Source organism: Blastococcus sp. OS1-29 (genome assembly GCF_057628075.1).
This window is the reverse complement of record NZ_JBXXJK010000002.1, coordinates 549,597-576,136: the sequence shown is the minus strand read 5'-3', so window position 1 is coordinate 576,136 and position 26,540 is coordinate 549,597. Positions and strand designations below refer to the sequence as shown.

General features: G+C 71.3%; 26 protein-coding genes and 1 riboswitch. Of the genes, 6 read left to right on the top strand and 20 right to left on the bottom strand.

Annotated features, from left to right (window positions below):
* The first annotated feature begins 26 nt into the window (after positions 1-26).
* Entirely contained in the window at positions 27-1,169 is a 1,143-nt protein-coding gene (locus tag AC2H4J_RS07355; protein ID WP_487464199.1) for a DUF3866 family protein, read from the top strand.
* 71 nt (positions 1,170-1,240) lie between these two features.
* Here AC2H4J_RS07355 and AC2H4J_RS07350 read toward each other — a convergent pair whose 3' ends face one another.
* The 9 genes from AC2H4J_RS07350 to dop form a co-directional block, all read right to left on the bottom strand.
* On the bottom strand, positions 1,241-1,933 hold the full coding sequence (locus tag AC2H4J_RS07350; protein ID WP_487464198.1) for an alpha/beta fold hydrolase: 693 nt from the start codon (positions 1,931-1,933) through the stop codon (positions 1,241-1,243).
* A gap of 40 nt (positions 1,934-1,973) precedes the next feature.
* Positions 1,974-3,332, bottom strand: coding sequence for a Pup--protein ligase (gene pafA / locus AC2H4J_RS07345; protein WP_487464197.1), 1,359 nt, complete (start codon positions 3,330-3,332; stop codon positions 1,974-1,976).
* Positions 3,333-3,409: 77 nt separating this feature from the next.
* On the bottom strand, positions 3,410-3,658 hold the full coding sequence (locus AC2H4J_RS07340; protein ID WP_487464196.1) for a hypothetical protein: 249 nt from the start codon (positions 3,656-3,658) through the stop codon (positions 3,410-3,412).
* Between the two features lie 185 nt (positions 3,659-3,843).
* Positions 3,844-4,197: a hypothetical protein gene (locus AC2H4J_RS07335; RefSeq protein ID WP_487464195.1), complete on the bottom strand. Its 354-nt coding sequence runs from the start codon at positions 4,195-4,197 to the stop codon at positions 3,844-3,846.
* 2 nt (positions 4,198-4,199) lie between these two features.
* A complete protein-coding gene (gene prcA / locus AC2H4J_RS07330) occupies positions 4,200-5,060 on the bottom strand; it encodes a proteasome subunit alpha (protein WP_487464194.1) in 861 nt (286 codons plus the stop codon).
* 3 nt (positions 5,061-5,063) lie between these two features.
* A complete protein-coding gene (gene prcB, locus AC2H4J_RS07325) occupies positions 5,064-5,921 on the bottom strand; it encodes a proteasome subunit beta (RefSeq protein WP_487464193.1) in 858 nt (285 codons plus the stop codon).
* Positions 5,918-6,628: an endonuclease VII domain-containing protein gene (locus tag AC2H4J_RS07320; protein ID WP_487464358.1), complete on the bottom strand. Its 711-nt coding sequence runs from the start codon at positions 6,626-6,628 to the stop codon at positions 5,918-5,920. The genes prcB and AC2H4J_RS07320 overlap by 4 nt, the downstream gene beginning before the upstream one ends.
* An 87-nt stretch (positions 6,629-6,715) precedes the next feature.
* The gene (locus AC2H4J_RS07315; protein WP_487464192.1) at positions 6,716-6,925 is read right to left on the bottom strand and encodes a ubiquitin-like protein Pup; all 210 of its coding nucleotides are present in this window, start codon (positions 6,923-6,925) and stop codon (positions 6,716-6,718) included.
* 90 nt (positions 6,926-7,015) lie between these two features.
* Entirely contained in the window at positions 7,016-8,521 is a 1,506-nt protein-coding gene (dop, locus tag AC2H4J_RS07310; protein WP_487464191.1) for a depupylase/deamidase Dop, read from the bottom strand.
* Between the two features lie 171 nt (positions 8,522-8,692).
* Here dop and AC2H4J_RS07305 point away from each other — a divergent pair, with 171 nt between their 5' ends.
* Entirely contained in the window at positions 8,693-9,427 is a 735-nt protein-coding gene (locus AC2H4J_RS07305) for a hypothetical protein (RefSeq protein WP_487464190.1), read from the top strand.
* A gap of 70 nt (positions 9,428-9,497) precedes the next feature.
* Here AC2H4J_RS07305 and AC2H4J_RS07300 read toward each other — a convergent pair whose 3' ends face one another.
* From AC2H4J_RS07300 to AC2H4J_RS07290, 3 genes are all read right to left on the bottom strand, one after another.
* Positions 9,498-10,244, bottom strand: coding sequence for a DinB family protein (locus tag AC2H4J_RS07300; RefSeq protein WP_487464189.1), 747 nt, complete (start codon positions 10,242-10,244; stop codon positions 9,498-9,500).
* 48 nt (positions 10,245-10,292) lie between these two features.
* Positions 10,293-12,050, bottom strand: a complete 1,758-nt coding sequence (arc, locus tag AC2H4J_RS07295; protein WP_487464188.1) for a proteasome ATPase — start codon at positions 12,048-12,050, stop codon at positions 10,293-10,295.
* 149 nt (positions 12,051-12,199) lie between these two features.
* Positions 12,200-13,045 (bottom strand): tRNA (adenine-N1)-methyltransferase, encoded by an 846-nt coding sequence (locus AC2H4J_RS07290; protein ID WP_487464187.1) that lies wholly within the window; start codon positions 13,043-13,045, stop codon positions 12,200-12,202.
* 95 nt (positions 13,046-13,140) lie between these two features.
* Between AC2H4J_RS07290 and AC2H4J_RS07285 the strand changes: the two genes are divergently transcribed.
* Complete coding sequence (locus AC2H4J_RS07285; RefSeq protein WP_487464186.1) at positions 13,141-14,070, top strand: RecB family exonuclease; 930 nt, start codon at positions 13,141-13,143, stop codon at positions 14,068-14,070.
* 42 nt (positions 14,071-14,112) lie between these two features.
* On the opposite strand, the gene AC2H4J_RS07280 is transcribed toward AC2H4J_RS07285, so the two are convergent.
* The 3 genes from AC2H4J_RS07280 to metH form a co-directional block, all read right to left on the bottom strand.
* A complete protein-coding gene (locus AC2H4J_RS07280; protein WP_487464185.1) occupies positions 14,113-14,964 on the bottom strand; it encodes a VldE C-terminal domain-containing protein in 852 nt (283 codons plus the stop codon).
* Between the two features lie 13 nt (positions 14,965-14,977).
* Positions 14,978-15,129, bottom strand: a riboswitch (cyclic di-AMP (ydaO/yuaA leader).
* 223 nt (positions 15,130-15,352) lie between these two features.
* Complete coding sequence (locus AC2H4J_RS07275; RefSeq protein ID WP_487464184.1) at positions 15,353-16,054, bottom strand: HAD family hydrolase; 702 nt, start codon at positions 16,052-16,054, stop codon at positions 15,353-15,355.
* 81 nt (positions 16,055-16,135) lie between these two features.
* Positions 16,136-19,936, bottom strand: a complete 3,801-nt coding sequence (gene metH, locus AC2H4J_RS07270; protein ID WP_487464183.1) for a methionine synthase — start codon at positions 19,934-19,936, stop codon at positions 16,136-16,138.
* 198 nt (positions 19,937-20,134) lie between these two features.
* Between metH and AC2H4J_RS07265 the strand changes: the two genes are divergently transcribed.
* Positions 20,135-20,998, top strand: coding sequence for a PAC2 family protein (locus AC2H4J_RS07265; RefSeq protein WP_487464182.1), 864 nt, complete (start codon positions 20,135-20,137; stop codon positions 20,996-20,998).
* 74 nt (positions 20,999-21,072) lie between these two features.
* Here the strand turns inward: AC2H4J_RS07265 and AC2H4J_RS07260 are convergent, their stop codons facing one another.
* Positions 21,073-22,149 carry an HD domain-containing protein gene (locus AC2H4J_RS07260; RefSeq protein WP_487464181.1) on the bottom strand — a complete coding sequence of 359 codons (1,077 nt, stop codon included), beginning with the start codon at positions 22,147-22,149 and terminating at the stop codon, positions 21,073-21,075.
* Complete coding sequence (gene mshC / locus AC2H4J_RS07255) at positions 22,146-23,399, bottom strand: cysteine--1-D-myo-inosityl 2-amino-2-deoxy-alpha-D-glucopyranoside ligase (RefSeq protein WP_487464180.1); 1,254 nt, start codon at positions 23,397-23,399, stop codon at positions 22,146-22,148. Before mshC ends, AC2H4J_RS07260 begins: the two co-directional genes overlap by 4 nt.
* 48 nt (positions 23,400-23,447) lie before the next feature.
* On the opposite strand from mshC, the gene AC2H4J_RS07250 reads away from it, so the two are divergent.
* The gene (locus AC2H4J_RS07250; protein ID WP_487464179.1) at positions 23,448-24,173 is read left to right on the top strand and encodes a maleylpyruvate isomerase family mycothiol-dependent enzyme; all 726 of its coding nucleotides are present in this window, start codon (positions 23,448-23,450) and stop codon (positions 24,171-24,173) included.
* Entirely contained in the window at positions 24,170-24,736 is a 567-nt protein-coding gene (locus AC2H4J_RS07245; protein ID WP_487464178.1) for a TIGR03086 family metal-binding protein, read from the top strand. Before AC2H4J_RS07250 ends, AC2H4J_RS07245 begins: the two co-directional genes overlap by 4 nt.
* Here AC2H4J_RS07245 and AC2H4J_RS07240 read toward each other — a convergent pair.
* From AC2H4J_RS07240 to AC2H4J_RS07230, 3 genes are all read right to left on the bottom strand, one after another.
* The gene (locus tag AC2H4J_RS07240) at positions 24,723-25,109 is read right to left on the bottom strand and encodes a VOC family protein (protein WP_487464177.1); all 387 of its coding nucleotides are present in this window, start codon (positions 25,107-25,109) and stop codon (positions 24,723-24,725) included. The genes AC2H4J_RS07245 and AC2H4J_RS07240 overlap by 14 nt on opposite strands.
* Positions 25,110-25,179: 70 nt before the next feature.
* Positions 25,180-25,929: an SCO1664 family protein gene (locus AC2H4J_RS07235; RefSeq protein WP_487464176.1), complete on the bottom strand. Its 750-nt coding sequence runs from the start codon at positions 25,927-25,929 to the stop codon at positions 25,180-25,182.
* Between the two features lie 14 nt (positions 25,930-25,943).
* Positions 25,944-26,495 carry a DUF3090 family protein gene (locus AC2H4J_RS07230; RefSeq protein ID WP_487464175.1) on the bottom strand — a complete coding sequence of 184 codons (552 nt, stop codon included), beginning with the start codon at positions 26,493-26,495 and terminating at the stop codon, positions 25,944-25,946.
* Between the last annotated feature and the right edge of the window lie 45 nt (positions 26,496-26,540).

Genomic DNA, 26,540 nt, shown 5'->3' with positions numbered 1-26,540 from the left:
TCGGTGGCCCTCGTTAGCCTCCCTGCATGCCGTATTCCGCCTCCCCTCCCCCGCCCGTCCGCATCCGGTGGCGGCGGGGACGGGTCACGGCCACCGGACGGCGCGGGCGCGACAGCCTCGAGCTGACCGTGGAGGTGGCCGAGGAGGGGCAGCTGAAGGCACTGGCCTACCCGTCGATGGTGGGCATCCCCCGGGTGGGCGACGAGGTGCTGCTGAACACGACGGCGCTGGCCCAGGGGCTCGGCACCGGCGGGGTCGCGCTGGTCATCGCCGTCCCCGACCGGCTGCCGTCGGACCCCACCGAGCCCGGGCACCTGGTGAAGGCGCGGTACACGCCGATGCAGGTGACCGTCGCCGGGGTGGACGAGCAGGAGACCGAGCACCACGCCCTCATGTCGGAGGTCGACGACATCGGCGGCATGCCGGTGGTGGTCGCCGACCTGCACTCGGCGCTGCCCGCCGTCCTGATCGGCATGCTCGCCACCGACCCCGACCTGAAGGTCGCGTACGTGATGCAGGACGGCGGGGCGCTGCCCGCGGCGTTCTCGCGGACGCTGGACACGCTGGCCGCCTCCCTGGCGGGGGTGGTCACCGTCGGCCAGGCGTTCGGCGGTGACCTGGAGGCGGTGACCGTGCACACCGGGCTGCTCGCCGCGCGGCACGTGCTGGGAGCGGACCTCGCGATCATCACGCAGGGGCCGGGCAACCTGGGCACCGGCACGCCGTGGGGCTTCTCGGGGGTCGCGGCGGGCGAGGCGTGCAACGCGGTGACCGTGCTGGGGGGCGAGGCGATCGGCGCACTGCGGATCTCCGACGCCGATCCGCGGCCGCGGCACCGCGGGGTGTCGCACCACTCGCTGACGGCGTTCGGTCGGGTGGCGCTCGGGGGGGTCACGCTGATCGCCCCCCGCGGGCTCTCCTCGGAGCTCGGCGGTCAGGTGGACGAGGACCTCGCCGGTCAGCCGGCGCGGAACCCCGTGGTCTGGGTGGACACCGACGGTCTGGACGACGCCCTGGTGCTGTCGCCGGTGCCGCTGCGGACGATGGGGCGCGGCTATCCGGAGGAGCGGGCCTACTTCCTGGCGGCCGCGGCAGCCGGCCGGTATGCCGCGCTGCGGGTCCCCATACCGGAGGGCGACGTCGACGCCGAGGAGCCTGCCGACGCCTGACGTCGGTCACGCCGGATCGACGACCCGGCTGCCGGTCGAAGCGCCGAGGGGCCGGCTCGTGACGGGCCTCGTCAGCCGTCGACCTCCGACGCGGCGGCCGCCAGCAACCGGGCCAGTTCGAGGGGCCGGGTGAGCATCGGCCAGTGGCCCGAGTCGATGTCGACGAGTTCCAGGCGCTCGGCCTTCGCCAGCTCGGCCAGCTCCCCCGCGGCGATCCACTCCTCGACCTGGGCGGGGCTGAACTCGGGGCACACGAGCACGACCGGCACGCCGTACCGCCGGTCGTCGGTCAGGCGGACCACGCCGCTGGTCACCCCCTCCGGCACGGGGATCGCCGCCGCGGCGAAGCTGCGCCTGCCCTGCTCGTCGAGATCGGCGGAGTCCGGCCCCTCGAACGGGCCCCAGCCCGGAAAGGGCACGACGCCGTCCACGGTCGGGAAGAAGTCGGCGTAGGGCTCCCCATCGGACTTCGGCCAGCCGCCGACGAGGGCGACTCCAGTGACCTTCTCCGGACGCGCGTCCGCCGCCAGCCACGCGAGCGTGCCGGCGGCGGAGTGACCGACCACCAGGACCCGTCCGGCGGCCGCGTCGACGGCGGCGAGCACCGCCGCGACCTGGTCGGCGAGAGTCGCCTCCCGACGCCCGTCCCCCTGGCCGGGGAGGGTCAGCGGGATCGGGCGGTGGCCGAGCTCGCGGAGCGGAGGAACCACGTCGTCCCAGGCGGAACCGTCGAGCCACAGCCCGGCGACCAGCAGGATGTCCATGGCGCCCACGCTAGAGGGAGCGTCGGACATCCCCGCTCGGTCACATGCTGGCGATGAGCTTGTCCACGCGGTCGTCGACGGCCTTGAACGGGTCCTTGCACAGCACGGTGCGCTGGGCCTGGTCGTTGAGCTTGAGGTGCACCCAGTCGACGGTGAAGTCGCGGCGCTTCTCCTGCGCCTTGCGGATGAACTCACCGCGCAGCCGCGCCCGGGTCGTCTGCGGCGGCACGTTCTTGGCCTCGAAGACGCGCGGCTCGTGGGCCACCCGATCCACCTGGCCGGCCCGCTCGAGCAGGTAGTACAGGCCGCGGGTGCGGCTGATGTCGTGGTACGCGAGGTCCATCTGCGCGATCCGCGGCGAGGACAGCGGCAGGCCACGCTTGGCGCGGTAGCGCTCGATCAGGTTGTACTTGGTGGCCCAGTCGATCTCGCGGTCGATGAGGCTGAGGTCCTCGGTGTCGACGGCCTTGAGCACCCGGCCCCACAGCTCGAGCATGGACCGGTGCTCGGGGGTGCAGCCCTCGCGGTCGGCGAACTCGGCGGCGCGGGAGTGGTACTCGGACTGGATCTCCAGCGCCGACATCTCCCGGCCGTTGGCGAGGCGGACCTTGCGCCGTCCGGTCATGTCGTGGCTGATCTCCCGGATGGCGCGGATCGGGTTCTCCAGCGTCATGTCCTTGATGGGGACGCCGGCCTCGATCATCCGCAGCACCAGGTCGGTCATGGTGACCTTGAGCAGCGTCGTCGTCTCGTTCATGTTCGAGTCGCCGACGATGACGTGCAGCCGGCGGTAGCGCTCGGCGTCGGCGTGCGGCTCGTCGCGGGTGTTGATGATCGGCCGGGACCGGGTGGTGGCGCTGCTGACGCCCTCCCAGATGTGCTCGGCCCGCTGGCTGACGCAGAAGATGGCCCCGCGCGGGGTCTGCAGCACCTTGCCGGCGCCGACGACGATCTGCCGGCTGACGAGGAAGGGGATGAGGACGTCGGCGAGGCGGCTGAACTCGCCGTGCCGGCCGACGAGGTAGTTCTCGTGGCAGCCGTAGCTGTTGCCGGCGGAGTCGGTGTTGTTCTTGAACAGGTAGATGTCGCCGGTGACACCCTCTTCGGCCAGGCGCTGTTCCGCGTCGACCAGCAGGCCCTCGAGGATCCGCTCGCCGGCCTTGTCGTGGACGACCAGCTCGGTGAGGTCGTCGCACTCGGCCGTGGCGTACTCGGGGTGGCTGCCGACGTCGAGGTACAGGCGGGAGCCGTTGCGGAGGAAGACGTTGGAGCTGCGCCCCCAGGAGACCACCCGCCGGAACAGGTAGCGGGCGACCTCGTCCGGGGAGAGCCGGCGCTGGCCCTTGAAGGTGCACGTGACGCCGTACTCGGTCTCGATGCCGAAGATCCGTCGGTCCACGGTCCGAGACTAGGCGCCGGACGCCGTCGAGGCTGGGACCATCGGCGTCTCTCCTTCATGGAGACAAAACGACCAGCTCAGGACGCCTTCAAGGCTTGCTTCCGCGCTTCACCCGGCTGAACCGTGTCAGCAGGTGGATGCGCTGCCGTCTTCCTCGACGACGCCAGCTGCGAAATTAGCTGCAGAAGCGCGTCGTCCCGCCGCCCCTTCAGGGCGAGGACGAGGAGAGCCGCATCGGTGAGCGATGGGGCATTGGCGGGATCCAACTTCAGCAGCACCTCACGGCAGAGCCTCAACAAGAGGACCAGCTTGACGGTGCTGGTCACGCTGAGGAGTGCTGCCGACGCGACAACGATCCCCGTGGCTCCGCTGCCGGCTTCCGCAAGTGTCAACATCACGTCGCCTCCAGGGAGCAAACCTAGGCACGGGCCGTGACACAAGTAGTACATGCGAGGCCGCACATGTGCCGTGTCCTCGCGCAGAAGGCTGACGGCTGACTGACGTAAACGGCTCAGGCGTCCCGCTTCTTGTCGAGCTGATCGAGCAGCCGGTCGGCGGCCTTCTCGATCTCGTCGTGGTCGTTCTGCGCCGCGCGCTGCTTGGCGTGGATGAGGCCGGCCCGGTTGACCTTCCTGAAGTCGCCGTAGGGGAACTTGTACCGGCCCTTGGTCCCCTCCGAGGCGTCGGGGTCGATGGCGAGGTGCCAGGCGCCGAACCCGTCGTAGCCGTGCTTGTCGATCTCGGCGTTCTCGTCGTCGGCGGAGGGTGCCGCGTCGGACCACTCGGTGGCGTCGTCGTACTTCCCGGCGTCGATCAGCTCGCGCGCCTTCGCGACGCCGTCCTTGTTGACCCGGTAGTTCGGCATGCTCAGTCCTCCGGAGTGCTGTGCCCGCCGTGTTCGGTGCCGCCGGCCGTGTCGGGGTTGGCGGGGTCGCCCAGCCCGGGCGGGGTCCCGGGCTCGGGGACGCTGGGTGCGTGGGTGGCGGTGTGCGTCTCGGGTTCCGCGGCCGCCTCCGTGCCGCCGAGCAGTGACGTCAGGGCGGCGCCGGTGACCCGGCGGAAAGCGCGCTTGGGTCGGCGGCGGTCCAGGACGGCGACCTCCAGCTGGGCCGCGGTCAGCGTCGTCGCCCCGCCGTTGCCGGAGCCGGCGGTGACCGGACTGACGGCGGACAGGGCGCGGACGCCGACCTGCAGCGCGTCGGCCAGGCCCATGCCGGTGGAGAAGTGCTCGCGGAGGTGCCCGGTGACCGCCTCGGCCTGGCCGCCCATGACGACGAAGTCGGGCTCGTCGACGATCGACCCGTCGAAGGTCAGCCGGTAGAGCTGGTCGTTCTCGGCGGTGTCGCCGACCTCGGCGACGCAGAGCTCGACCTCGTAGGGCTTCATCTGCTCGCTGAATACCGCGGCGAGGGTCTGGGCGTAGGCGTTGGCGATGACCCGGCCGGTGACGTCGCGGCGGTTGTAGGAGTACCCGCGGACGTCGGCCAGCCGGATGCCGGCGACCCGCAGGCTCTCGAACTCCGAGTAGCGGCCGACGGCGGCGAACCCGATGCGGTCGTAGAGCTCGCTGACCTTGTGCAGCGTGGAGCTGGGGTTCTCGGCGATGAACAGGACACCGTCGGCGTAGGTGACGACGGCGACGCTGCGACCGCGGGAGATGCCCTTGCGGGCGTACTCCGAGCGGTCGCGCATGAGCTGCTCGGGCGAGGCGTAGTACGGCATGGTCATGGCTCAGAGCCCCCGCTCGGTGTTGGCGCGGTCGGCCTCGGCACGATCGGTGACGATGCCGTCGGCCACGGCGGCCACCTCGGCGTCGGTGAGCCGGACGGCGCCCTCGGCGTCGACCCGGTAGACGATCGGGTAGAGCCGGCGCACGGGGTCGGGGCCGCCGGTCGCGGAGTCGTCGTCCGCGGCGTCGTAGAGCGCCTCGACGACGGTGCGGGTGGCCGCCTCGGCGGTCAGGTTGCTGCGCCAGGTCTTCTTGAGCGAGTTCTTGGCGAACAGCGAGCCGGAGCCGACGGCGGCGTACCCGCGCTCCTCGTAGTTCCCGCCGGTGACGTCGTAGCTGAAGATGCGGCCCGGGGTCGTGGCGGGCGCCGCGTCGAGGTCGAACCCGGCGAACAGCGGGACGACGGCGAGGCCCTGCATGGCCGCGCCGAGGTTGCCACGGATCATGGCGGCGAGCCGGTTGGCCTTGCCGTCGAGGGAGAGGGTGAGGCCCTCGATCTTCTCGTAGTGCTCGAGCTCGACCTGGTAGAGGCGGACCATCTCGATGGCGATGCCTGCGGCGCCGGCGATGCCGATGACGCTGTAGGAGTCGGCCGGGTAGACCTTCTCGATGTCCCGGCTGGAGATCAGGTTGCCCATCGTGGCGCGGCGGTCGCCGCCCATGAGCACGCCGCCGTCGTAGGTGACCGAGACGATCGTCGTGCCGTGGGGCGCGAGGTCGCCGACGGGCAGCTGCGGGATCGGCCGGCGGCCCGGCAACAGGTCAGGCGCTGTGACGCCGAGGAAGTCGGTGAACGAGGAGCCCACCCGGTCCAGATAGGCGGGCGTGAACCCGCTCCGGCCCGCTGAAAACTCGCTCACCCATCCACCTCTCCCGCCTGCGTCTGCTGGCGTGACCTGCTCGTTCGCCCGGTGCTTCGCGCGGTCGTGCCGTGCGTCGTCGGGCGCCGAATCGACCCTACCGGCGGGTCCCCCAGTCGGATGGGTCGGACGGGGCCGAGGCCGGCAGCTGCCGCGATGGCGACCACACGTTGGCTGAGGCTGTGAAAGCGGACGTACTCGGCCGCGGCACGGAGTACGGCCGGGTCGTCCTTGAACTGCCCGAGACCGCCATTGCAGTTGAAGCAGAGCAGGGCCCGGACCGCGCCGGTTGCATGGTCGTGATCCACATGCACCGCTGGCGCGGCTCTGCAAATCGCACAGAGGCCGCCCTGCTCCCCGAGCATCAAGTCAGCATCAGCCGCGCTGATGCCGTAGCGCCGCTTGAGGTGGTACGTGCGAGAGCCCCCGACGCTCTCCAGCGTGGCTTTCCCGCGTGCGTTATGGCAGGGCTTGCAGTAGGAGTGTCGCCCGTTCTTGTTGCCTCTCGACCTCGGGAAGTCGGACAAGAACTTCACGGTGTCGCAATCCGGACACCATTTCCACCCCTCTGGCACAACTCTGTCCAGCGGGTGCCGAGAGCGTGGAGGCCCGTGACGGCGAGCCTTCGACTCTCTCAAACGCTGGCGGGCATGGTCACGACAATAGAAAGCCAAGCCGTCCGACCGTCGCTTGTCGCGCGTGAACATGGCCACCGACAGGTGGTGCCCACAATCTGGGCAGTATTTCTCTAGTTGAGCCATGGGTGTCGGGGAATATTTACGGAACTAGATCGTTCACTCCCCCCCTTTTTGTACATATGCCCTAACGAATTCCTCTGCATTCGATTCCAATACCTCGTCAATTTCATCGAGAATGGAATCGACGTCCTCGGTCATTTCCTTGTGTCGTTCGGCGACCTCGGTGTCGACCGAGGCCTCGACCTCGTCGGTCTCCTCGCGCGTGCGCGTCGCCTTCTGCTGCCCGCCGGTGTCCCTGGTGGCCATGCTGCCCTCCGGTGCTGCTCGTGGCTTGTTGCCTGCCAGAAAGCTACCCCCGGGATGTGACATTCCGGGTCACCCGGAGGTGTCTGTGCGTCAGCTGCCGGTGATGGTGTCGACGAGCTCCTGGGCGGTCGCCGAGGCCTCGAACAGGGCACCCACGTGCTCCCGCGTGCCCCGCAGCGGCTCCATCGTGGGGATGCGCACCAGGTTCTCCCGGCCGAGGTCGAAGACCACCGAGTCCCACGACGCCGCGGCTACCTGTGCCGGGTAGCGGCGGAGGCACTCACCACGGAAGAAGGCCCGGGTGTCGGTCGGCGGCGAGGCCATCGCCCGGGTCACCTCGTCGTCGGTGAGCAGTCGCTTCATGGACCCACGGGCCACGAGGCGGTTGTACAGCCCCTTGTCCGTCCGGACGTCGGAGTACTGCAGGTCGACCAGGTGCAGCCGCGAGTCGCCCCAGCCGAGCTGATCCCGCGACCGGTACCCCTCGAGCAGCCGCAGCTTGGCCGGCCAGTCGAGCCGGTCGGCGCAGCGCATTGGGTCGATCGCCAGGTCGTCGAGCACCTCGGCCCAGCGGCGCAGCACGTCGTCGGTCTGCTCGTCGGACTCGCCCCGGGTGGCGACGAATTTCTCCGCCTGCTCCAGGTAAAGCTGCTGCACCTCGAGCGCCGTCATCTGCCGACCGTCGCGCAGCCGTACCTTGTGCGTGAGCGACGGGTCGTGGCTGACCGCCTGGAGCGCCTCGACCGGCTCCTCGATCGTCAGGTCCCGCGGGAGGGCGCGCGCCTCGATCATCGCCAGCACCAGCGACGTCGTCCCGACCTTCAGGTAGGTCGACAGCTCGGCGAGGTTCGCGTCGCCGATGATCACGTGCAGCCGCCGGTACTTGTCTGCGTCGGCGTGCGGCTCGTCGCGGGTGTTGATGATCGGCCGCTTCAGCGTCGTCTCCAGGCCCACCTCGACCTCGAAGAAGTCCGCGCGCGAGGACAGCTGGAAGCCCTGGGTGCGGCCCTCGACGCCGATGCCCACCCGCCCGGCGCCGGCGAACACCTGGCGCGTCACGAAGAACGGGATGAGGCCGCGGATGATGTCGATGAACGGCGTCTTCCGGTCCATCAGGTAGTTCTCGTGCGCCCCGTAGGAGGCGCCCTTGCCGTCGGTGTTGTTCTTGTAGAGCTGGATGGGCTGGGTGCCCGGCACGCGGGCCGCGCGGCGGGCCGCCTCGGCCATCACCTGCTCCCCCGCCTTGTCCCACAGCACGATGTCGCGCGGCGTGGTGACCTCAGGGGTGGAGTACTCCGGGTGCGCGTGGTCGACGTAGAGCCGGGCGCCGTTGGTCAGGATGACGTTGGCCATCCCGGTGTCGTCGTCGAGGTCGTTGTGGTCCAGCGCCGTGGCCGGCGAGAGGTCGAAGCCGCGGGCGTCGCGCAGCGGCGACTCCTCCTCGAAATCCCAGCGGGGACGGCGAGGCGTCGGCGCCTCGGCCACCGCCCAGGCGTTCACGACCTGGCTGGACAGGGTGGTCGGGTTCGCCGTCGGCTGTCCGGGCACCGAGATGCCGTACTCGACCTCGGTGCCCATGACCCGCCGCACGCTCATGGCCCGAGCCTAGGCGGCCCGCTGGACACCCGGAGGATGTCGGGGTGAGCACGCCACCCCTCGGGATCCTGCTGGACGTGGACGGCCCGGTGTCCAGCCCGGTGACCCGCACCGTGACCCCCGCTCTCCTGGCCGACGTCCGGGGCCCTCCTCGCCGCCGGGGTGCCCGTCGTGCTCAACACCGGCCGGTCGACCACCTTCGTCGACGACCAGGTGTTCGGTCCGCTGGCCGCTTCCGACCTGCCCCGGGGCGGGCGGCTGCACGCGATCTGCGAGAAGGGCGGCTCCTGGACGTCGGCCCACGGCGACGGCATCGGCGAGGTGCACACCGATCCGGCGCTGCGCGTCCCGGACGTCGCACGAGACCTGGTGCGGCGCCTGGTCGACGACGGGTACGGCGACGCCATGTTCGTCGACGGCACCAAGGTCGTCATGGCGACGGTCGAGGCCCGGACCGACGTACCGAACGACGTCTACCTGGCACGTCAGCGCGGATTCGACGTCGCGCTGCTGACCGGCCTGCGGGCGGCGGGGCTCGGCGTCCGTCTGCGGGACGAGCGGCACCCGGACGCGGAGGGACGGACGCCGTGGCGCATCGACCCGTCGGTCATCGCCACCGACGTCGAGTCCGACCTCTCCGGCAAGGCCCTCGGTGCGCAACGCGCACTCGCGCTGCTGGCAGCGGACGGCGACGTGCCGACGGTCTGGCACACCGTCGGGGACTCGCGCTCGGACTACGCCATGGCCGACTACCTGCACCGCCTCGGCCACGACGTCACACACGTGGACGTCGGTCCGCAGCCGCCGCTGACCGACCGCCCGTACGCCGTGACCACCGTGCCAGGGCTGATCTACGAGCACGCCGGCGAGGCGCACCTCCGGCTTCTGGCCGAGCGGTACGCCTGACCCCGCGGGCGTCGGCTGTCGCGGCACCCATCCCGTAGCCGACCCCGTGCCCACGACCCGCCGCACGCTCTCACCGGGCCCGCGACTCGAGGACGGCGAGGTCGCGCTCGGCGTACAGCCGGTGCTGCCACTCCTCGTTGAGGACGGTGAGGAGGCACTTCCGGACGTCGAAGCTGCTCGGCGGTGGCCAGCCGGGTCCGTCGACGGGTTCGGTCACTCCGGCGAGCGACTCCTCGGTGAGCCCGTCGACGACGCGGCGGACCGTGGCCATCCGGTCGCGGCGCAGCTCGAGGACGACGTCGAGCGAGGGCCGAGCCTCCCGGTCCCGAGGAACGCCAGGCATGTCCGGCATGCCGTCGAACGGCAGGCTCAACGGGTGCCACGGTGCCGGGTCCCCCAGCAGTGCCCGATGGATCCAGCACTCGGTCGCCATGACGAGGTGCCGGAGGGTCTCGATGAACGACCACTCACCGTCGACGGATTCATGCAGGAGCTCCGGCTCGAGCCGGCGGGCACGCTCGACGGTGCCGGCCCACAGCCGCTCGACGACGTCCCAGGCCTCCCGGAAGCCGGCCGGGTCGGTGGGCCGCAGCTTTCCGCGATCGGGATACCGCCGGTCGAGCTCGGCCTCGATCAGCGGTCCCACCGCGACGCCGTTGATCGTCAGGCCCTCGACGTCACCGTCGATCTCGACGTCGTCCAGCTGCACACCGCGCAGCACCGAACCGCTGAGGTCCACGTCGTGAAACCGGCTGTCCCGCAGATCGACGTCCCGGAACTGCGAGCCGCGGAGGTCCTGCCGGACGAAGTCGGCCATGCGCGGAACCTAGCGGCCCGGTCCGACGGTCGGACCCGGCCGCGGCCCCTACAGGTACTGGCCGGTGTTGGTCGCCGTGTCGATCGCCCGGCCGGACTCGTTGCCCTTGCCGCTGATGAGGGTGCGGATGTAGACGATCCGCTCGCCCTTCTTGCCCGAGATCCGCGCCCAGTCGTCGGGGTTGGTCGTGTTCGGGAGGTCCTCGTTCTCCTTGAACTCGTCGAGGCACGCCGCCGTCAGGTGACTGACCCGCAGCCCGCCGACACCGGTTTCGAGCTGCTCCTTGATCGCCATCTTCTTCGCCCGGTCGACGATGTTCTGCAGCATGGCGCCGGAGTTGAAGTCCTTGAAGTACAGGACCTCCTTGTCACCGTTGGCGTAGGTGACCTCGAGGAAGCGGTTCTCCTCGCTCTCGGTGTACATGCGCTCGACGGTGCGCTGGATCATCGCGCCGATCGTCGCCTCGCGGCTGCCCCCGTGCTCGGCCAGATCGTCGGGGCTGATCGGCAGGCTCGGCACCAGGTACTTGGAGAAGATGTCGCGCGCCGCCTCGGCGTCCGGACGCTCGATCTTGATCTTCACGTCCAGGCGCCCCGGCCGCAGGATCGCCGGGTCGATCATGTCCTCGCGGTTGGAGGCGCCGATGACGATGACGTTCTCCAGCCCCTCCACGCCGTCGATCTCGCTGAGCAGCTGCGGCACGATCGTCGACTCGACGTCGGAGGACACCCCGGACCCGCGGGTGCGGAAGATCGAGTCCATCTCGTCGAAGAACACGATGACCGGCGTGCCCTCGCTCGCCTTCTCCCGCGCGCGCTGGAACACCAGCCGGATGTGCCGCTCGGTCTCGCCGACGTACTTGTTGAGCAGCTCGGGGCCCTTGATGTTGAGGAAGTAGGACTTCCCCTGGCTCGTGTCGCCGTCGCCGCGGACGGCGGCCACCTTCTTGGCCAGCGAGTTCGCCACCGCCTTGGCGATCAGCGTCTTCCCGCAGCCGGGCGGCCCGTACAGGAGGATGCCCTTCGGCGGCCGCAGCTCGTACTCGCGGAACAGGTCGGCGTGCAGGAACGGCAGCTCGACGGCGTCCCGGATCTGCTCGATCTGCCGGGAGAGGCCACCGATGTCGGAGTAGTCGATGTCGGGGACCTCTTCGAGGACGAGCTCCTCGACCTCGCTCTTCGGGATCCGCTCGTAGGCGTAGCCCGACCGCGTCTCCAGCAGCAGCGAGTCGCCGACCCGCAGGGGCTGGCCGGTCAGCGAGTCGGCGAGGAAGACCACCCGCTCCTCGTCGGTGTGCCCGATGACCAGCGCGCGCGGGGTGACCCCGTCGACCGGCTCGAGCAGCTCCTTGAGCATGACGACGTCGCCGGCCCGCTCGAAGCCACGCGCCTCGACGACGTTCATCGCCTCGTTGAGCATGACCTCCTGGCCGACCCGGAGCGTCTCGACCTCCACGTTCGGCGAGACCGAGACGCGCAGCTTGCGCCCGCTGGTGAAGATGTCGACCGTGCCGTCGTCGTATCCGGTCAGGAAGACGCCGTAGCCCGACGGCGGCTGGCCGAGCCGGTCGACCTCCTCCTTGAGCGTGACCAGCTGCTCCCGCGCGTCGCGGAGGGTGCCGGCCAGCTTGTCGTTGCGCTCGGACAGGAATGCCGCGCGCCCCTCGGCCTCGGCGATGCGCTCCTCCAGGGCACGGACCTGCCGTGGACTGTCGGCCACCTTGCGCCGCAGGAGCCCGATCTCCTCCTCGAGGTAGGAGATCTGGCTGAGCAGGGCGGCGACGTCGCGCTCGCGCCGCGCAGTCATGTCGTCGGGACCTTCACCTGAACCGGGGCCCATCGCGCACCTCCACGAACATCGGGGGAGCCAGAACGCAAATCTATACACGGGGCCGGACAGTTCGCCGTGGGCTCGCTGGGACCGGGACCGAGCCGTCACACCCGACCCAGGAGCTTTCAGTGCTTCTGCGCCCGCCGCTGCCGGATCGGCGCGACGGCGCCCTCGGCGAGGCGCCGGGCGGTCACGAGGAAGGCCGTGTGGGCGACCATCCGGTGCTCCGGGCGTACCGCGAGACCGACGGCGTGCCACGGCCGCAGCAGCGACTCCCAGGCGTGCGGCTCGGTCCAGACGCCCTGTGCGCGCAGCGCCTCCACGTACGTGGACAGCTGCGTCACCGTGGCCACGTACCCGATCAGGACGCCGCCCGGTCGCAGCGCCGCCGCCACGGTCGGCAGCACCGCCCAGGGCTCCAGCATGTCCAGGACGACGCGGTCGACGACCTCCTCGGCGGGGTGCTCGGCCAGATCGCCCAGCCGCAGCGACCAGTTCTCCGGGACCTCCCCGAAGAAGGCACCGACGTTGCCGCGGGCGACGTCCGCGAAGTCCTCGCGCCGCTCGTAGCTGGTGACCGCTCCCCCGCTGCCGACCGCGCGCAGCAGCGAGCACGTCAGCGCGCCGGAGCCCGCGCCGGCCTCCAGCACCCGCATTCCGGGCCCGATGTCGCCGAAGCCCACGATCTGGGCGGCGTCCTTGGGGTAGATCACCTGGGCACCGCGGGGCATGGACAGGACGAAGTCCTGCAGCAGCGGCCGGAACGCCAGGTAGCCGGTGTTCGCCGTCGAGAAGACGACGGAGCCCTCGGGGGCACCGATCAGGTCGTCGTGCTTGATCGCGCCGCGGTGGGTGTGGAACTCCTTGCCGGGCTCGAGGACCACGGTGTGCAGCCGCCCCTTCGGGTCGGTCAGCTGCACCCGGTCGCCGATGACGAAAGCGCCGGGCACGGTTTCCTGCTCGATGTCCACAGGTGGCCAGCGTACGGACGGGGCTGATGTGACCCTTGTCCCCAGTGCGGCGCGGACGCTCGGAACTGTCGGAGGGGCCACCTAGCCTCGGAACCATGACGGCGATGGTGGAGACCGACCCGACCCCGACCGAGGGTGCCCAGGCCGTGGACGCGCCCCGCCGTCCCTCGCTGTCGCCGAGCCGCGCGGCGGATTTCAAGACCTGCCCGCTGCTCTACCGGTTCCGCACGATCGACCGGCTGCCGGAGCGCAAGAGCCTGGCCGCGGTCCGGGGGACGTTGGTGCACTCGGTCCTCGAGCGGCTCTACGACCTCCCGGCCGCACAGCGCACCGTCGAGGCGGCACAGGAGCTGATCGAGCCCGCGTGGGCCGACCTGCGCGAGGAGCCGGGCGTGGCCGAGCTGTTCGCCGTCTCCCAGGACGAGGGCGCGGAGACGGCGCCCTCGGCGCCGGAGTCGGTGGAGGCCTGGCTGCTGTCGGCGGGAAAGCTGGTCGAGAAGTACTTCACGCTGGAGGACCCGACCCGCATCGAGCCGCACGGCCGCGAGGAACTGGTCGAGGTGACGCTGCCGGACGGGCTGCTGCTGCGCGGGTTCGTCGACCGGTTGGACGTCGCCCGCAACGGCGCACTCCGGGTCGTCGACTACAAGACCGGTGCGGTGCCGCGCGAGGCGTTCGAGGGCAAAGCGCTGTTCCAGATGAAGTTCTACGCACTCGTCCTGTGGCGCACCCGCGGCGTCATCGCCGCACAGCTCAAGCTGCTCTACCTCAAGGACGGCGACGCGCTGACCTACGCGCCCGACGAGGACGAGCTGATCCGCTTCGAGCGCACCCTCACCGCGATCTGGGCGGCCATCGAGCGGGCGGTCGCGACCGGCGATTTCCGGCCGAACAAGTCGCGCCTGTGCGACTGGTGCGACCACCAGGCGCTCTGCCCGGCCTTCGGGGGCACTCCCCCGCCGTTCCCGACCGAGGCGGCCGCGGCCGCCGGCTGGCAGACCCTGCCGATCGTCGCCGTCAGCTGACCCGGGGTCGGGGCCGCCAGACCGCCCCGACCCCGTACACGGTCAGCGGTAGTTCACGTGCACGTGGTCCATGTGGTTGGCCGTCGGGCTGCCCCGGTCCTCCATGCCGACCCAGCTGCCGTTCGGGGAGGACAGCATGCGCTGCTTGTAGATGAGGTACTCCACGCCGAGCTCGTCCCAGTGCGCGATGTGGTAGGCGATGATCGCCTCACCGAGGGACGAGTTCCCGAGCACCATGTAGTCCAGGGCGAGCCCTGACGGGTGTCCGTGCGGGTCGGCCGCGCTGGCCCGCGTGCCGCCGAGGGTGATGCCGCCGGCTCCGGGCACGTTGGACACGACGGCGTTCGCCGCGACCTGCGTCTGCGGCTTCACCGGGCCCGAGCTGTTGCTGATCTTCGCGACGGCGGTCGCGGCGGTCCCAGCGGCAGCCGGGGCCGGAGTGTCGTTGGCAGCCTTCGCGGCCTGCGCAGCTGCCGCGGCGGCAGCGGCCTGCGCCGCGGCCGCCGCCTCGGCCTGGGCCTGGGCGGCAACGGCAGCCTGCTCGGCCTGGGCCTGCGCGGTGACCGCGGCGGCCTGCTCGGCGTCGCGCTGCGAGCGACTCGAGGTCACCTCGCCGAGGCGTTCCGCGTCGGCACTGACCGGGGCCGAGGCGCCGGCGACACCCAGGGCGTCCGCGACGGCAACGGACGACTGCTCGTCCGCGCTGGCCGGCACGGCGCCGGTGCCGGTGCCGGTGACCAGGTTCAGCGTGGCCAACGCGCAGACGGCGGCGATGCCCAGGCCGTAGGCGACGCGGGAGCTCGGAGCGGATCTGCGGTAGTGCCGGCCGCCCCTGTTCGGGGTGGTGGCGACCTCGTCGTGGGGCTGTGCGGTGTGCAAGTTCAGGGGCGCCACAGGGGGCGGCTCTCCGTTCTTCCTCACCCGCCTACCGAGTTAGCTGACGGGTTCGGGCCGGAAGATGCCCTACCTGCGACGTGCAGGATTCACCCCAGAGGAACCATGGGTCCCCGGTCCGGCCGGCCCCGCGAGGGCCGTTCGCCGGTTCGGCGGTGTCCAGCCGACGCCCCTCGGTCGAGGAGCCGGTCTCGGCGAACAGGTCACGAACGTACTACGAATCGCACCACCAGCACTGTGACATCGGCCTGTCGGCGCCGCTCCGACTGCCGGATGGTGTACCGCCGCCCGTGACGCTGTGTCAGCTTCCGGCTCCGCCGCTGGTGACAGCTGCAGCCGGCGCGGGCCGACCGCCGAACGGCGCGTGAGGCGTGTCCGACGTCATAGCTCAGGCGGCGGAGTCCGCGAGGTCCGCCTCGGCCAGCACCGCTGCGAGCTCGGCCGGCCCGACGCCGACCAGCCCGTCGCGCAGGTGCAGTCCCGGGGCGGGCGACACGACCTGCAGGGTGGGCACGCCGAGGACGGCGGTTCCCGCCGCCAGTCCGGCCGCGATGCCGGCCTGGGAGTCCTCGACGACGACGCACTCCCCGGGCAGCACACCCAGGGCATCCATGGCCATCCGGTAGGGCGCCGGATCGGGCTTGCGGGCCGGCACCTCGTCCCCGCAGATCGTCAGGTCGAACGGGTCCGAGCCCAGGTCGCCGCGGATCGAGGCGAGCACGATGTCGGCGATGCGGCGCGGCGTCGTCGTCACCAGGGCGGTCGCGAGGCCGGCGTCGCGCACCGACTGCAGGAGCTCGGCGGCTCCGGGACGCCAGCTGATCTCCTCGGCGAGCAGCACCGCGGTGGTGTCCTCGACCCATCGGGCGTCGGCGACGAGCTCGGCCTCGCTGCGGCTGACGCCGAGGTCGCCGTAGAGGATCTCCATCGACGTCCGCATGCTGGAGCCGACCGTCGCCTGACGCGCCTGCGCGGACAGGCGGCCGCCGAGCCGCGCGGCGAGGGCGAAGAGAGCCTCGCCCCAGTGCTCTTCGGTCTCGACGAGGGTCCCGTCCATGTCGAAGAGGACGGCGCGCAGTGATTCAGTCATCCGTTCCCAGTGTCCCTGGGAACAGGCCTCCCGGCCTCCGGCAGGGGGCCGGAAGCCGGGAGATGTTCCCCACGTGGACGGCTACTCGTCCTCGGTGCGGTAGCCCAGGTTGGGCGAGAGCCACCGCTCCGCCTCGTCGACGGTCCACCCCTTGCGCCGCGCGTAGTCCTCGACCTGATCACGACCCAGCCGACCCAGCACGAAGTACCGCGACTCGGGATGCGAGAAGTACAGGCCGCTCACCGACGCGCCCGGCCACATGGCCATGCTGTCGGTCAGCTGGATACCGGTGTTGTTCTCGACGTCGAGGAGCTCCCAGATCGTCTGCTTCTCGGTGTGCTCCGGGCAGGCGGGGTAGCCCGGGGCCGGCCGGATGCCCTTGTACTTCTCGGCGATCAGCGCCTCGTTGTCCAGGCGCTCGTCGGGCACGTAGGCCCAGAACTCCTTGCGCACCCGCTCGTGCAGCCGCTCGGCGAATGCCTCGGCCAGCCGGTCGGCCAGCGACTCCAGCAGGATCGCGTTGTAGTCGTCGTTGGCCTTCTTGAACTCCACGATCTTCTCCACCGAGCCGAGCCCGGCGGTGACGGCGAACGCGCCGACGTAGTCGTGCAGGCCGGACGCCTTGGGCGCGACGAAGTCGGCCAGCGACTTGCGCGCCGAGCCGTCGCGTCCCTCCGTCTGCTGGCGGAGCTGGTGGAGTGTCGTGAGGACCGTGCTGCGCGACTCGTCGGTGTAGACCTCGATGTCGTCGCCGGGCACCTGGTTGGCCGGGAACAGCCCGAAGACCCCGCTCGCGCGCAGCCACTTCTGAGCGATGGCCTGGTCGAGCAGCAGCTGGGCGTCCTCGTAGAGCCGGCGGGCCGCCTCACCGCTGACCGGGTTGTTGAGGATGTCCGGGAACCTGCCCCGCATCTCCCACGCGTTGAAGAACGGCTGCCAGTCGATGTACGTGCGCAGCTCCTCCAGCGAGTAGTCGTGGAACGCGCGCACGAACTGGGTGGCCACGTGGTGCAGGTGGTCGCAGCCGGGCCCGGCGCACACGTCCATCGCCTGCTGCAGCAGCATCCGCGGACGCGGCGGGTGGTAGGAGCTCCAGTCGATGGGCGTCCCGGCCGCGCGGGCGGTGGCGATCGGGAGGATCGTGCGCGTGTCCTGGCGGGCGGCGTGCCGCTCGCGCAGCGTGTCGTAGTCGGCGTCGGTCTCGGCCAGCAGCTTCGGTCGCTGCTCGTCCGACAGCAGGGCGGCCACCACCGGCACCGAGCGCGACGCGTCCTTCACCCAGATCACCGGGCCGTGGTACTTGCGGTCGACCTTGACCGCCGTGTGCGCGCGTGAGGTCGTGGCACCGCCCACCAGCAGCGGGATCTCGAAGCCCTGCCGCTCCATCTCCGACGCCAGGGTCACCATCTCGTCCAGGGACGGCGTGATGAGCCCGGAGATGCCGATGATGTCGGCGCCCTCCTCCTTGGCCGCGTCCAGGATCTTCTGGGGCGGCACCATCACCCCGAGGTCGACGACGTCGTAGTTGTTGCACTGGAGGACGACGCCGACGATGTTCTTGCCGATGTCGTGGACGTCGCCCTTCGCCGTCGCCATGACGACCTTGCCGTTGGTGCGCTCGGCGTCCCCGGGCTGCTTCTCCGCCTCGATGAACGGGATGAGGTAGGCGACCGCCTTCTTCATGACGCGAGCGGACTTCACCACCTGCGGCAGGAACATCTTCCCGGCCCCGAAGAGGTCGCCGACGACGTTCATGCCGTCCATGAGCGGGCCCTCGATGACCTCGATCGGCCGGCCGCCGCGCGCGGAGATCTCGCCGCGCAGCTCCTCGGTGTCGTCCTCGACGAACGCGTCGATGCCCTTCACGAGCGCGTGGGTGATCCGCTCGGCCACCGGGAGTGACCGCCACTCCTCGGAGGCGACCTCCTTGACCGAGCCGTCACCGGCGAAGTCGCCGGCGATCTCGAGCAGCCGCTCCGTGCTGTCGGGGCGGCGGTTGAGGATCACGTCCTCGATGCGCTCGCGCAGCAGCTCCGGCACCTCGCTGTAGACCTCGAGCTGGCCCGCGTTGACGATCGCCATGTCCAGACCGGCCGCGATGGCGTGGTACAGGAAGACGGAGTGGATGGCCTCCCGCACCGGGTTGTTGCCGCGGAAGGAGAAGGAGACGTTGGAGACGCCGCCGGAGACGAGCGCGCCGGGCAGGTTGTGCTTGATCCAGCGCGTCGCCTCGATGAAGTCGAGGCCGTAGTTCGCGTGCTCCTCGATGCCCGTGGCGACGGCGAAGATGTTGGGATCGAAGATGATGTCCTCGAACGGGAAGCCGACCTGCTCCACGAGGATGTCGTAGGCGCGGCGGCAGATCTGCGTACGCCGCTCGAGGGTGTCGCCCTGCCCGTCCTCGTCGAAGGCCATGACGACGACCGCGGCGCCGTACTTGCGGCACAGCCGGGCGTGGTGGACGAACTCCTCCTCACCGTTCTTCAGCGAGATCGAGTTGACGATGGCCTTGCCCTGGATGTTCTTGAGCCCGGCCTCCATCACCTCCCACTTCGAGGAGTCGACCATCGTCGGCACACGGGAGATGTCGGGCTCGGAGGCGATCAGCTTGGTGAAGCGGTCCATCGCCTCGACGCCGTCGATCATCCCCTCGTCCATGTTGATGTCGATGACCTGCGCGCCGGCCTCGACCTGCTGGCGGGCCACGGCCAGCGCGGCCGGGTAGTCACCGGCCTTGATCAGGTTGCGGAACCGAGCGGATCCGGTGATGTTGGTCCGCTCGCCCACGTTCACGAAGAGGGATTCCTCGGTGACCGTGAGGGGCTCCAGGCCGGAGAGCCGAAGCGCCGGGCGCGTCTGCGCCGGCGTCCGCGGCGTCCGGCCCTCCGCGACCGCGGCGACGGCCGCGATGTGCGCCGGCGTCGTCCCGCAGCAGCCGCCGACGACGTTGACGAAGCCGCTGTCGGCGAACTCCGCGAGGATCGACGCGGTCTCGTCGGGCGACTCGTCGTACTCGCCGAAGGCGTTGGGCAGGCCGGCGTTCGGGTAGCAGGAGACGAACGTGTCGGCGACCCGTGACAGCTCGGCGATGTAGGGCCGCATCTCCTTGGCGCCCAGGGCGCAGTTGAGCCCGACCAGGAGCGGGTTCACGTGCCGGACGGAGTGCCAGAAGGCCTCGGTGACCTGGCCGGAGAGCGTGCGGCCGGAGGCGTCGGTGATCGTGCCCGAGATCATGACGGGCCAGCGGCGCCCGCGTTCCTCGAACATCGTCTCCAGGGCGAAGATCGCTGCCTTCGCGTTCAGCGTGTCGAAGATGGTCTCGATCAGCAGGACGTCGACGCCGCCGTCGACCAGCCCGTTGGCCTGCTCCAGGTAGGCCTCGACCAGCTCGTCGTAGCTGACGTTGCGCGCGCCCGGGTCGTTGACGTCGGGCGAGATGGACGCCGTCCGGCTCGTGGGGCCCAGCGCACCGACGACGTAGCGCGGCTTGTCCGGCGTCCGCGCGGTCATCACGTCGCACTCGTGGCGGGCCAACCGTGCGGAGGCGACGTTGAGCTCGTGGGCGAGCTCCTCCATCCCGTAGTCCGACAGGGAGATCGACGTCGCGTTGAAGGTGTTGGTCTCGATCAGGTCCGCGCCGGCCTCCAGGTACTCGCGGTGGATGCCGGCGATGATCTCGGGAGCGGTGATGCTGAGCAGGTCGTTGTTGCCCTGCACGTCGGTCGGCCAGTCGGCGAAGCGCGCGCCGCGATAGCCGGCCTCGTCGGGGCGGTCCCGCTGGATGGCGGTGCCCATGGCGCCGTCGAGGACCAGGATGCGCTGCCGCAGCAGCGCCGTGAGCTCGGCGGTGGCGTCCGGGCGCGGGGTGGGTGAGTCGGACACAGGCGATCCCCAGGGATGTGCGATGGGCGTGCGGGCCTCTGGCTCCGGCACCCCGGCGGGCTGGCCCAGGCCTGGGCGCTCCCGATGTCGCGGTCATCTTCTCACTTCCTGGCCGCGCAGGCCGTCACCCCGCCCGCTCTCACGCCAACGGGTCGCTTCTCCCCGTGGCTTCGGCTGGATCGACGTAGGCTCGGACGGGTGATCGACCCGAAGTCAGCCTCTGACGATCTGCCTCGGCTGGACGACCCGCTGGTGGTCGTCGCGTTCGAGGGATGGAACGACGCCGGGGACGCCGCGACGGGCGCGCTGGAGCACCTGGAGCTGATCTGGGACGCCAAGCCGCTGGCCGCGCTGGACCCCGAGGACTACTACGACTTCCAGGTCAACCGGCCCACCGTCTCCCTCGTGGGCGGCATCAGCCGCCGGATCGAATGGCCGACGACGCGGATCTCCGTGGCCCGGCCGCCGGACAGCGACCGCGACGTCGTCCTCATCCGCGGGATCGAGCCGAACATGCGCTGGCGGGCGTTCTGCGACGAGCTGATCGCCATCCTGACCGAGCTCGACGTGTCGATCGTCGTCGCCCTCGGGGCCCTGCTGGCCGACACGCCGCACACGCGCCCGACGCCGGTCTCCGGGTCGGCCTACGACGCCGACTCCGCGCGGGCGTTCGGCCTGGAGACCTCCCGCTACGAGGGACCGACCGGCATCCTCGGGGTGTTCCAGGACGCCTGCGTCCAGGCCGGTCTGCCGGCGATCAGCTTCTGGGCCGCTGTCCCGCACTACGTGTCGCAGCCCCCGTCGCCGCGGGCGACGGTGGCCCTGCTCCAGCGGGTGGAGGAGGTCCTCGAGCTCGCGGTGCCCCTGGGAGCGCTCCCCCAGCAGGCCGCCGACTGGGTCAAGACGGTCGACGAGATGGCCAACGAGGACGACGAGGTCGTGGAGTACGTCCGCTCGCTCGAGGAGCGGGCCACCGAGACCGACCTGTCGCAGGCCAGCGGTGACTCGATCGCCCGGGAGTTCGAGCGCTACCTCCGCCGCCGCGGCGCGTCGGGGGGATGACGAACCACACGGCTCTGTCGTGCCGAGTGGGCCCCGGAGGGGTCCGCGCAGGCACGACGGATGGGCTCACCGCATCAGGGGGACGGCACCTGGCCGCGGTGCGATCCGGAGGATCGCGGGAGTAATGGCAGCATCTGGGCGGCTGCGTCGCCGTCGAACAGGCGGTCGTGCATGTTGAGCGCGAACCGGTCGGTCATCCCGGACACGTAGTCGACGACCTGGGTGACCTCGTCGGCCTCGGTGTCGCGGTAGGACGCGGGGATCAGCTCGGGGCGGGCCAGGTGGTGGTCGACCAGCCGCCGGATGACGTCGATCGCCACGTGCTTCTGGCCGGCGGCGGTGTCGGACATGTACACGCGCTCGAACATGAACGTGCGCAGTTCGTGCATGGCGTCGAGCGGCCCGGGTGCCATGACGACGGCGCCCGCGGTGTTCTCAGGCGCCAGTGATCCCTCGACGACGGCGTCGATCATCGCGCCGACCATCGCGCTTCCCGGCTCGCCGAACACCTCGCGGGCGCGGGCCGGCAGGTCGTCGAACCGCAGCACCCCGGCGCGGATCGCGTCCAGCGCGTCGTGGGACAGGTAGCCGATGCGGTCGGCGTAGCGCACGCACTCGGCCTCTCGGGTGGCCGGCGGCGGGTCGATCTTCCAGCTGTGTGCGCGGATGCCGTCCCGGACCTCCCAGGTGAGGTTCAGCTGCTCGAGCACCTCCACGATCCGCACCCCCTGGGCGGCGTGGTGCCAGCCGCCGGGCACGTACGGCTCCAGCGCGTCCTCACCGAGATGCCCGAACGGTGAGTGACCGACGTCGTGTCCCAGCGCGATCGCCTCGGCCAGCGTCTCGTTGAGGCCGAGGGCGCGGGCCAGCGACCGCGCCACCTGGGTGACCTGGAGGGTGTGGGTCAGCCGGGTGACGAAGTGGTCCCCGTCGGGGTTCAGGAACACCTGTGTCTTGTGCTTGAGCCGGCGGAACGCCTTGGCGTGCAGGATCCGGTCGCGGTCGCGCTCGAACGCCGTCCGCAGCGGGTCCTCGGCCTCCGGTCGGACGCGGCCACGGCTCTGTGCCGCACGGGCCGCCGACGGGGCCAGGTGCTCCTCCGCCGCCTCGCGGGCGGTCCGGTCGGTGAACCGGAACGGCCGCGCGGTCATCCGCAGTCGCCGAGCGAGATGCCCAGCAGCGCGTCGACCGCGTCACACACGATCCGCGGCGCCTCGTCCTCCGCGTCGTCCCGCCCGGCCAGGGTGCGTGCCGCCCAGTCATCCACCAGGGCGATGGCGCCGGGACTGTCGAGGTCGTCGGTGAGCCGCTCGCGAAGGCCGACCAGCAGGGGCGCGGCCGGCGCGCCCGCGTCCAGCGCGGTGGCTCGCCGCCAGGTGTCCAGCCGCTGCTCCGCCGTCTTCAGCAGGTCCGCCGTCCACGCGCGGTCGGTGCGGTAGTGCCCGGCGAGCAGCGCCAGCCGGATCGCCATCGGGTCGACGCCCTCGCCGCGGAGCTTGGAGACGAAGACCAGGTTGCCGCGGCTCTTGCTCATCTTCTCGCCGTCGAGCCCGATCATGGCCGCGTGCACGTAGGCGCGGGCGAACGGCTTGGTCGCCGTGAGCGCCTCGGCATGGACGGCGGAGTACTCGTGGTGCGGGAAGACCAGGTCGCTGCCACCGCCCTGCACGTCGAAGCCCATGCCGATGGTGTCCAGGGCGATCGTGGCGCACTCGATGTGCCACCCCGGGCGCCCGGTCACCCCCCGCGGGCCCGGCCAGGACGGCTCGTGCGGACGCTCGCCGCGCCAGAGCATCGGGTCCAGCGGCTGCCGCTTGCCCCGCCGGCGGGGATCTCCTCCGCGTTCGGCGAAGAAACCGAGCATCGTGGCCTCGTCGTACCCCGACTCGGCGCCGAAGCCAGGTGCCTGGGACACGTCGTGGTAGATGTCGCCGGTGCCGTCGTCGAGGACGTAGGCGAGGCCGGCGTCCAGGAGCGTCTCGATGTGCGCGACGATCCGCGGGATCGACTCGACCGCGCCCACGTAGTCCTCCGGCGGCAGGACCCGCAGCGCCGTCATGTCCTCGCGGAACAGCGCCGTCTCGCGCATGCCCAGGACGATCCAGTCCTCGTGGTCGCGGTCGGCGCGCTCGAGGAGCGGGTCGTCGATGTCGGTGACGTTCTGGACGTAGTGGACGGCATGACCGGCGTCGCGCCACAGCCGGTTGATCAGGTCGAAGGCCAGGTAGGTGGCCGCGTGGCCGAGGTGTGTGGCGTCGTACGGGGTGATGCCGCAGACGTACATCCGGGCCGTCTGGGCGGGGCTGGTGGCCACGACCTCGCCACGGGAGGTGTCGTGCAGCTTGAGGACGGGCCCGGTCCCGGGCAGGGTCGGCAGGAGCGGGGCAGGCCAGGAGAGCACGGCACGAGCCTAGAGCGGGGTACTGACGGCCCCGCCGGAGGAGGACCGATGGAGCCCGGCGGGTATCTCTCGGCACTGCGGTCGGCGAACGAGCGGATGGACGACGCCGCGGCGGAAGCGGTGCTGGAGCACGGCTGGTCCGCGCGCGTCCCCGGCTGCCCGGACTGGCAGCTCGCCGACCTCCTCCGGCACGTGGCCGGGGTGCAGCGCTTCTGGGCGTGGGTGGTGCGGACGCGGGCCGACGATCCTGCCGCCTACCCGGAGCCGCCGGAGCACCCCGACGACGAGCTGCTCGGCTGGCTGGCCGCCCAGCACGCCGAGCTCGAGGCGGCACTGACCGGTGCGGACCCGGCCGAGCCGGTCTGGACGTGGGCGAAGCAGCAGGACGTCGCCTTCGTGCTGCGCCGGCAGCTCCAGGAGGCGGTCGTGCACACGGTGGACGTCGAACAGGTGCTCGGCGACGTCCGGCCCATCCCGGCGGCGGTCGGACTGGACGGCCTGGACGAGTGGCTGGAGGTGATCGTCCCGGCAGCGCTGCCGGACGGGCCGCCCGACGGCGCGCACCCGGTGACCTTCCACGCCGTCGACGCAGGGGTGGAGCGGACGCTCTTCCCGGGGAGCCGACCGTTCCCGATCGCCGCACTCACCGGGACGGCGGGTGACCTGTTGCTGTCGGTGTGGCGCCGGGTACCGCTGGAGGTGCTGACCGTCGAGGGCGACGGGCTGCAGGCCGAGGCCATGATCGACCTGGTCCAGCAGAAGGGATCCCGATGACGTCACCGATCACGCGGCTCGCGAGCGCCGTGCCGGTCACCGGGCACCTCGTGGGCGCGATCGAGCCCGGGCAGTGGGACCTCCCGACGCCGTGTCGCGAGTGGTCCGTGCGCGACGTGGTGAACCACCTCGTGCTCGGCCACCGGCGGTTCGCCGCGGCCCTCACCGGTGGCGCCCCGCCCGCCCCGGACGCCGACCTGCTCGCCGGCGACCCGGAGAGCGCCTACGCGTCGTCGGCCGAGGCCATGCTCGCCGCCTTCCGGGCCGACGGCGCCCTCGACCGCCCGGTGGGCATCCCGGCCGGCACACTCCCGGGGCGCGTCGCCTGCGAGCTGCGCGTGGTGGAGGCGCTCGTGCACGGCTGGGACCTCGCCCGGGCCACCGGACGCCACCTGGAGTTCCCGGAGGACCTCGTCGAGGAGTCGATCGACTTCAGCAGGGTGCAGCTCGGTCGGGTTCCTGCCGACCGCTCACCGTTCGGTCCGTCCCAGCCGGTCAGGGACGACGCTCCCCCACTGGACCGCCTCGCCGCCCTGCTCGGCCGGGAGGTCAGTCCCAGGTGACGGCGTAGCGCTCGAATTCCTCGCCGGTCTGGATGCCCACCACGCAGAACACCAGTCCGGCCGGATCGAGCATCTGCCAGAACGACCGCATGTCCCGGTGCCGGGTGGCCCCCAGGGCCTCCAGCCGGGCGACCTCGGCCGGGATGTCGTCGGTCTCGATGTCCACGTGCCACCGCGGCGGTGTGCCGGCACCGGTCCGCTGGATCTCCACGTGCCAGCCGCCGGCGAACGACCCGAGGGAGGCCCAGTCGCCGTCCGTGGGATCAGGCGCGGCCGCCCGGCCGCTCGCCCCGGCCCAGAACGCGGTGGCCGCCGCATGGTGCTCCGGCGGCAGGTCGAGAAGGAGGATCGACAAGCGGCTGCGATGCGACATGGCGGCGATCCTGGCCCCCTGCAGGGTTGCGCCGCGAGCGTGCGAGCGGTGGGGGGCAGGGGGTCCTTCGTCAGAAGGGCGGCCAGGGCAGGGCAGGCCACTCGCCGCTGGGCTCCGGATGCCGGCCCGTGCGCAGCAGCTCTGTCACCCGCTGCTGCGTCGTCCGCACCTCGCGCCGGGTCAGGTGCTCGTGCAGCTCCTCCCCCAGGTCGCCGCGCAGCCCGTCGGCGAGCCGTTCCAGCACCTCGACCGCCTCGCCCGTCAGCGGCTTCCCGGCCCAGCGCCACAGCAGGGTGCGCAGCTTCGGGTCGACGGAGAAGCAGATGCCGTGGTCGACCCCGTACACGTGGCCGTCGGGCATCGGGATGATGTGCCCGCCCTTGCGGTCGGCGTTGTTCACGACCGCGTCGAACACCGCCATGCGGCGCAGCGCCGGCTCGTCGCGGCGGACGAAGCTCGGCAGGTCGACGTCCGCGTCGCCGTCGATCCAGAGCTGCACCATGCCGGGGCCGAACGGCCCCTCCCGCAGCACCGTCGGCGGCACGACCCGCCAGCCGGTCGCCTCGGAGACCAGGAACGCCGAGATCTCCCGGCCCGCGAGGGTTCCGTCGGGGAAGTCCCAGAGCGGCCGCTCCCCCGCGACGGGCTTGTAGACGCATTCGCCCACGAGGTCGCCGCAGCGGATCGCGCCGAACAGGGTCACGTTGCTGGCGTCGACCATGCGGCCCTCGAGGTCGATCTCACCCTCGCGCAGCAGGAGCAGCGCCTCGGCGTCGTCCGCCGGCGGGCGCAGGTGCGGCTCGACGGGTTGCTCGCTCATGGCCGGGTCGCCGGTCAGCGGCGGTAGCCGTTCTGCCGCGGGCACACGTGGCCGGCCGGGTCGAGCGGCAGGGAGCACAGCGGGCACGGCGGGCGGCCGGCGGCGACGACGCGGCGGGCCCGGGCGATGAAGGCACGCGCGGCCATCGGGGTGATGGTGACCCGGAGCGCGTCGGGCCCCTCGTCGCTGTCGGAGAGGATCGCCTTCTCGTCGATGGGCTCGTCGGTGGCGGCGACGGCCTCGACGACGACGGCTTCGGCGTTGCCGTCCCAGGCCAGGCCCATGGCGGCGACGCGGAACTCCTCGTCCAGCGGCACCGCCAGCGGCTCGAGGTCGTCGACGTCGGCCTCGGGCGGGATCACCGTGTTCGCACGGCCGGCCACCTCGTCGAGCAGCTCGTTCATGCGGTCGGCGAGGACCTGCACCTGCGTCTTCTCCAGCGCGACGCTGACCGTGCGGCCGCTGTCGTCGGAGGCCTGCAGGTAGAAGGTGCGGTCCCCGGGCTGACCCACGGTGCCGGCGACGAACCGGCTCGGACGGTCGAAGAGATGGACCTGACGGGGCACGCGAACAGGTTACGCGGGCCCACCGACACGCGGCCGGGACGACAC

What these genes read in the sequence shown, in the direction of transcription:
- AC2H4J_RS07355 (WP_487464199.1), top strand. Translation starts at nt 27, where the DNA reads ATGCCGTATTCCGCCTCCCCTCCCCCGCCCGTCCGCATCCGGTGGCGG.
- AC2H4J_RS07350 (WP_487464198.1), bottom strand. Translation starts at nt 1,933, where the DNA reads ATGGACATCCTGCTGGTCGCCGGGCTGTGGCTCGACGGTTCCGCCTGG.
- AC2H4J_RS07335 (WP_487464195.1), bottom strand. Translation starts at nt 4,197, where the DNA reads ATGCCGAACTACCGGGTCAACAAGGACGGCGTCGCGAAGGCGCGCGAG.
- prcA (WP_487464194.1), bottom strand. Translation starts at nt 5,060, where the DNA reads ATGACCATGCCGTACTACGCCTCGCCCGAGCAGCTCATGCGCGACCGC.
- AC2H4J_RS07320 (WP_487464358.1), bottom strand. Translation starts at nt 6,628, where the DNA reads ATGTTCACGCGCGACAAGCGACGGTCGGACGGCTTGGCTTTCTATTGT.
- AC2H4J_RS07315 (WP_487464192.1), bottom strand. Translation starts at nt 6,925, where the DNA reads ATGGCCACCAGGGACACCGGCGGGCAGCAGAAGGCGACGCGCACGCGC.
- dop (WP_487464191.1), bottom strand. Translation starts at nt 8,521, where the DNA reads ATGAGCGTGCGGCGGGTCATGGGCACCGAGGTCGAGTACGGCATCTCG.
- AC2H4J_RS07300 (WP_487464189.1), bottom strand. Translation starts at nt 10,244, where the DNA reads ATGGCCGACTTCGTCCGGCAGGACCTCCGCGGCTCGCAGTTCCGGGAC.
- arc (WP_487464188.1), bottom strand. Translation starts at nt 12,050, where the DNA reads ATGACTGCGCGGCGCGAGCGCGACGTCGCCGCCCTGCTCAGCCAGATC.
- AC2H4J_RS07285 (WP_487464186.1), top strand. Translation starts at nt 13,141, where the DNA reads ATGACGGCGATGGTGGAGACCGACCCGACCCCGACCGAGGGTGCCCAG.
- AC2H4J_RS07275 (WP_487464184.1), bottom strand. Translation starts at nt 16,054, where the DNA reads ATGACTGAATCACTGCGCGCCGTCCTCTTCGACATGGACGGGACCCTC.
- AC2H4J_RS07260 (WP_487464181.1), bottom strand. Translation starts at nt 22,149, where the DNA reads ATGACCGCGCGGCCGTTCCGGTTCACCGACCGGACCGCCCGCGAGGCG.
- AC2H4J_RS07250 (WP_487464179.1), top strand. Translation starts at nt 23,448, where the DNA reads ATGGAGCCCGGCGGGTATCTCTCGGCACTGCGGTCGGCGAACGAGCGG.
- AC2H4J_RS07245 (WP_487464178.1), top strand. Translation starts at nt 24,170, where the DNA reads ATGACGTCACCGATCACGCGGCTCGCGAGCGCCGTGCCGGTCACCGGG.
- AC2H4J_RS07240 (WP_487464177.1), bottom strand. Translation starts at nt 25,109, where the DNA reads ATGTCGCATCGCAGCCGCTTGTCGATCCTCCTTCTCGACCTGCCGCCG.
- AC2H4J_RS07235 (WP_487464176.1), bottom strand. Translation starts at nt 25,929, where the DNA reads ATGAGCGAGCAACCCGTCGAGCCGCACCTGCGCCCGCCGGCGGACGAC.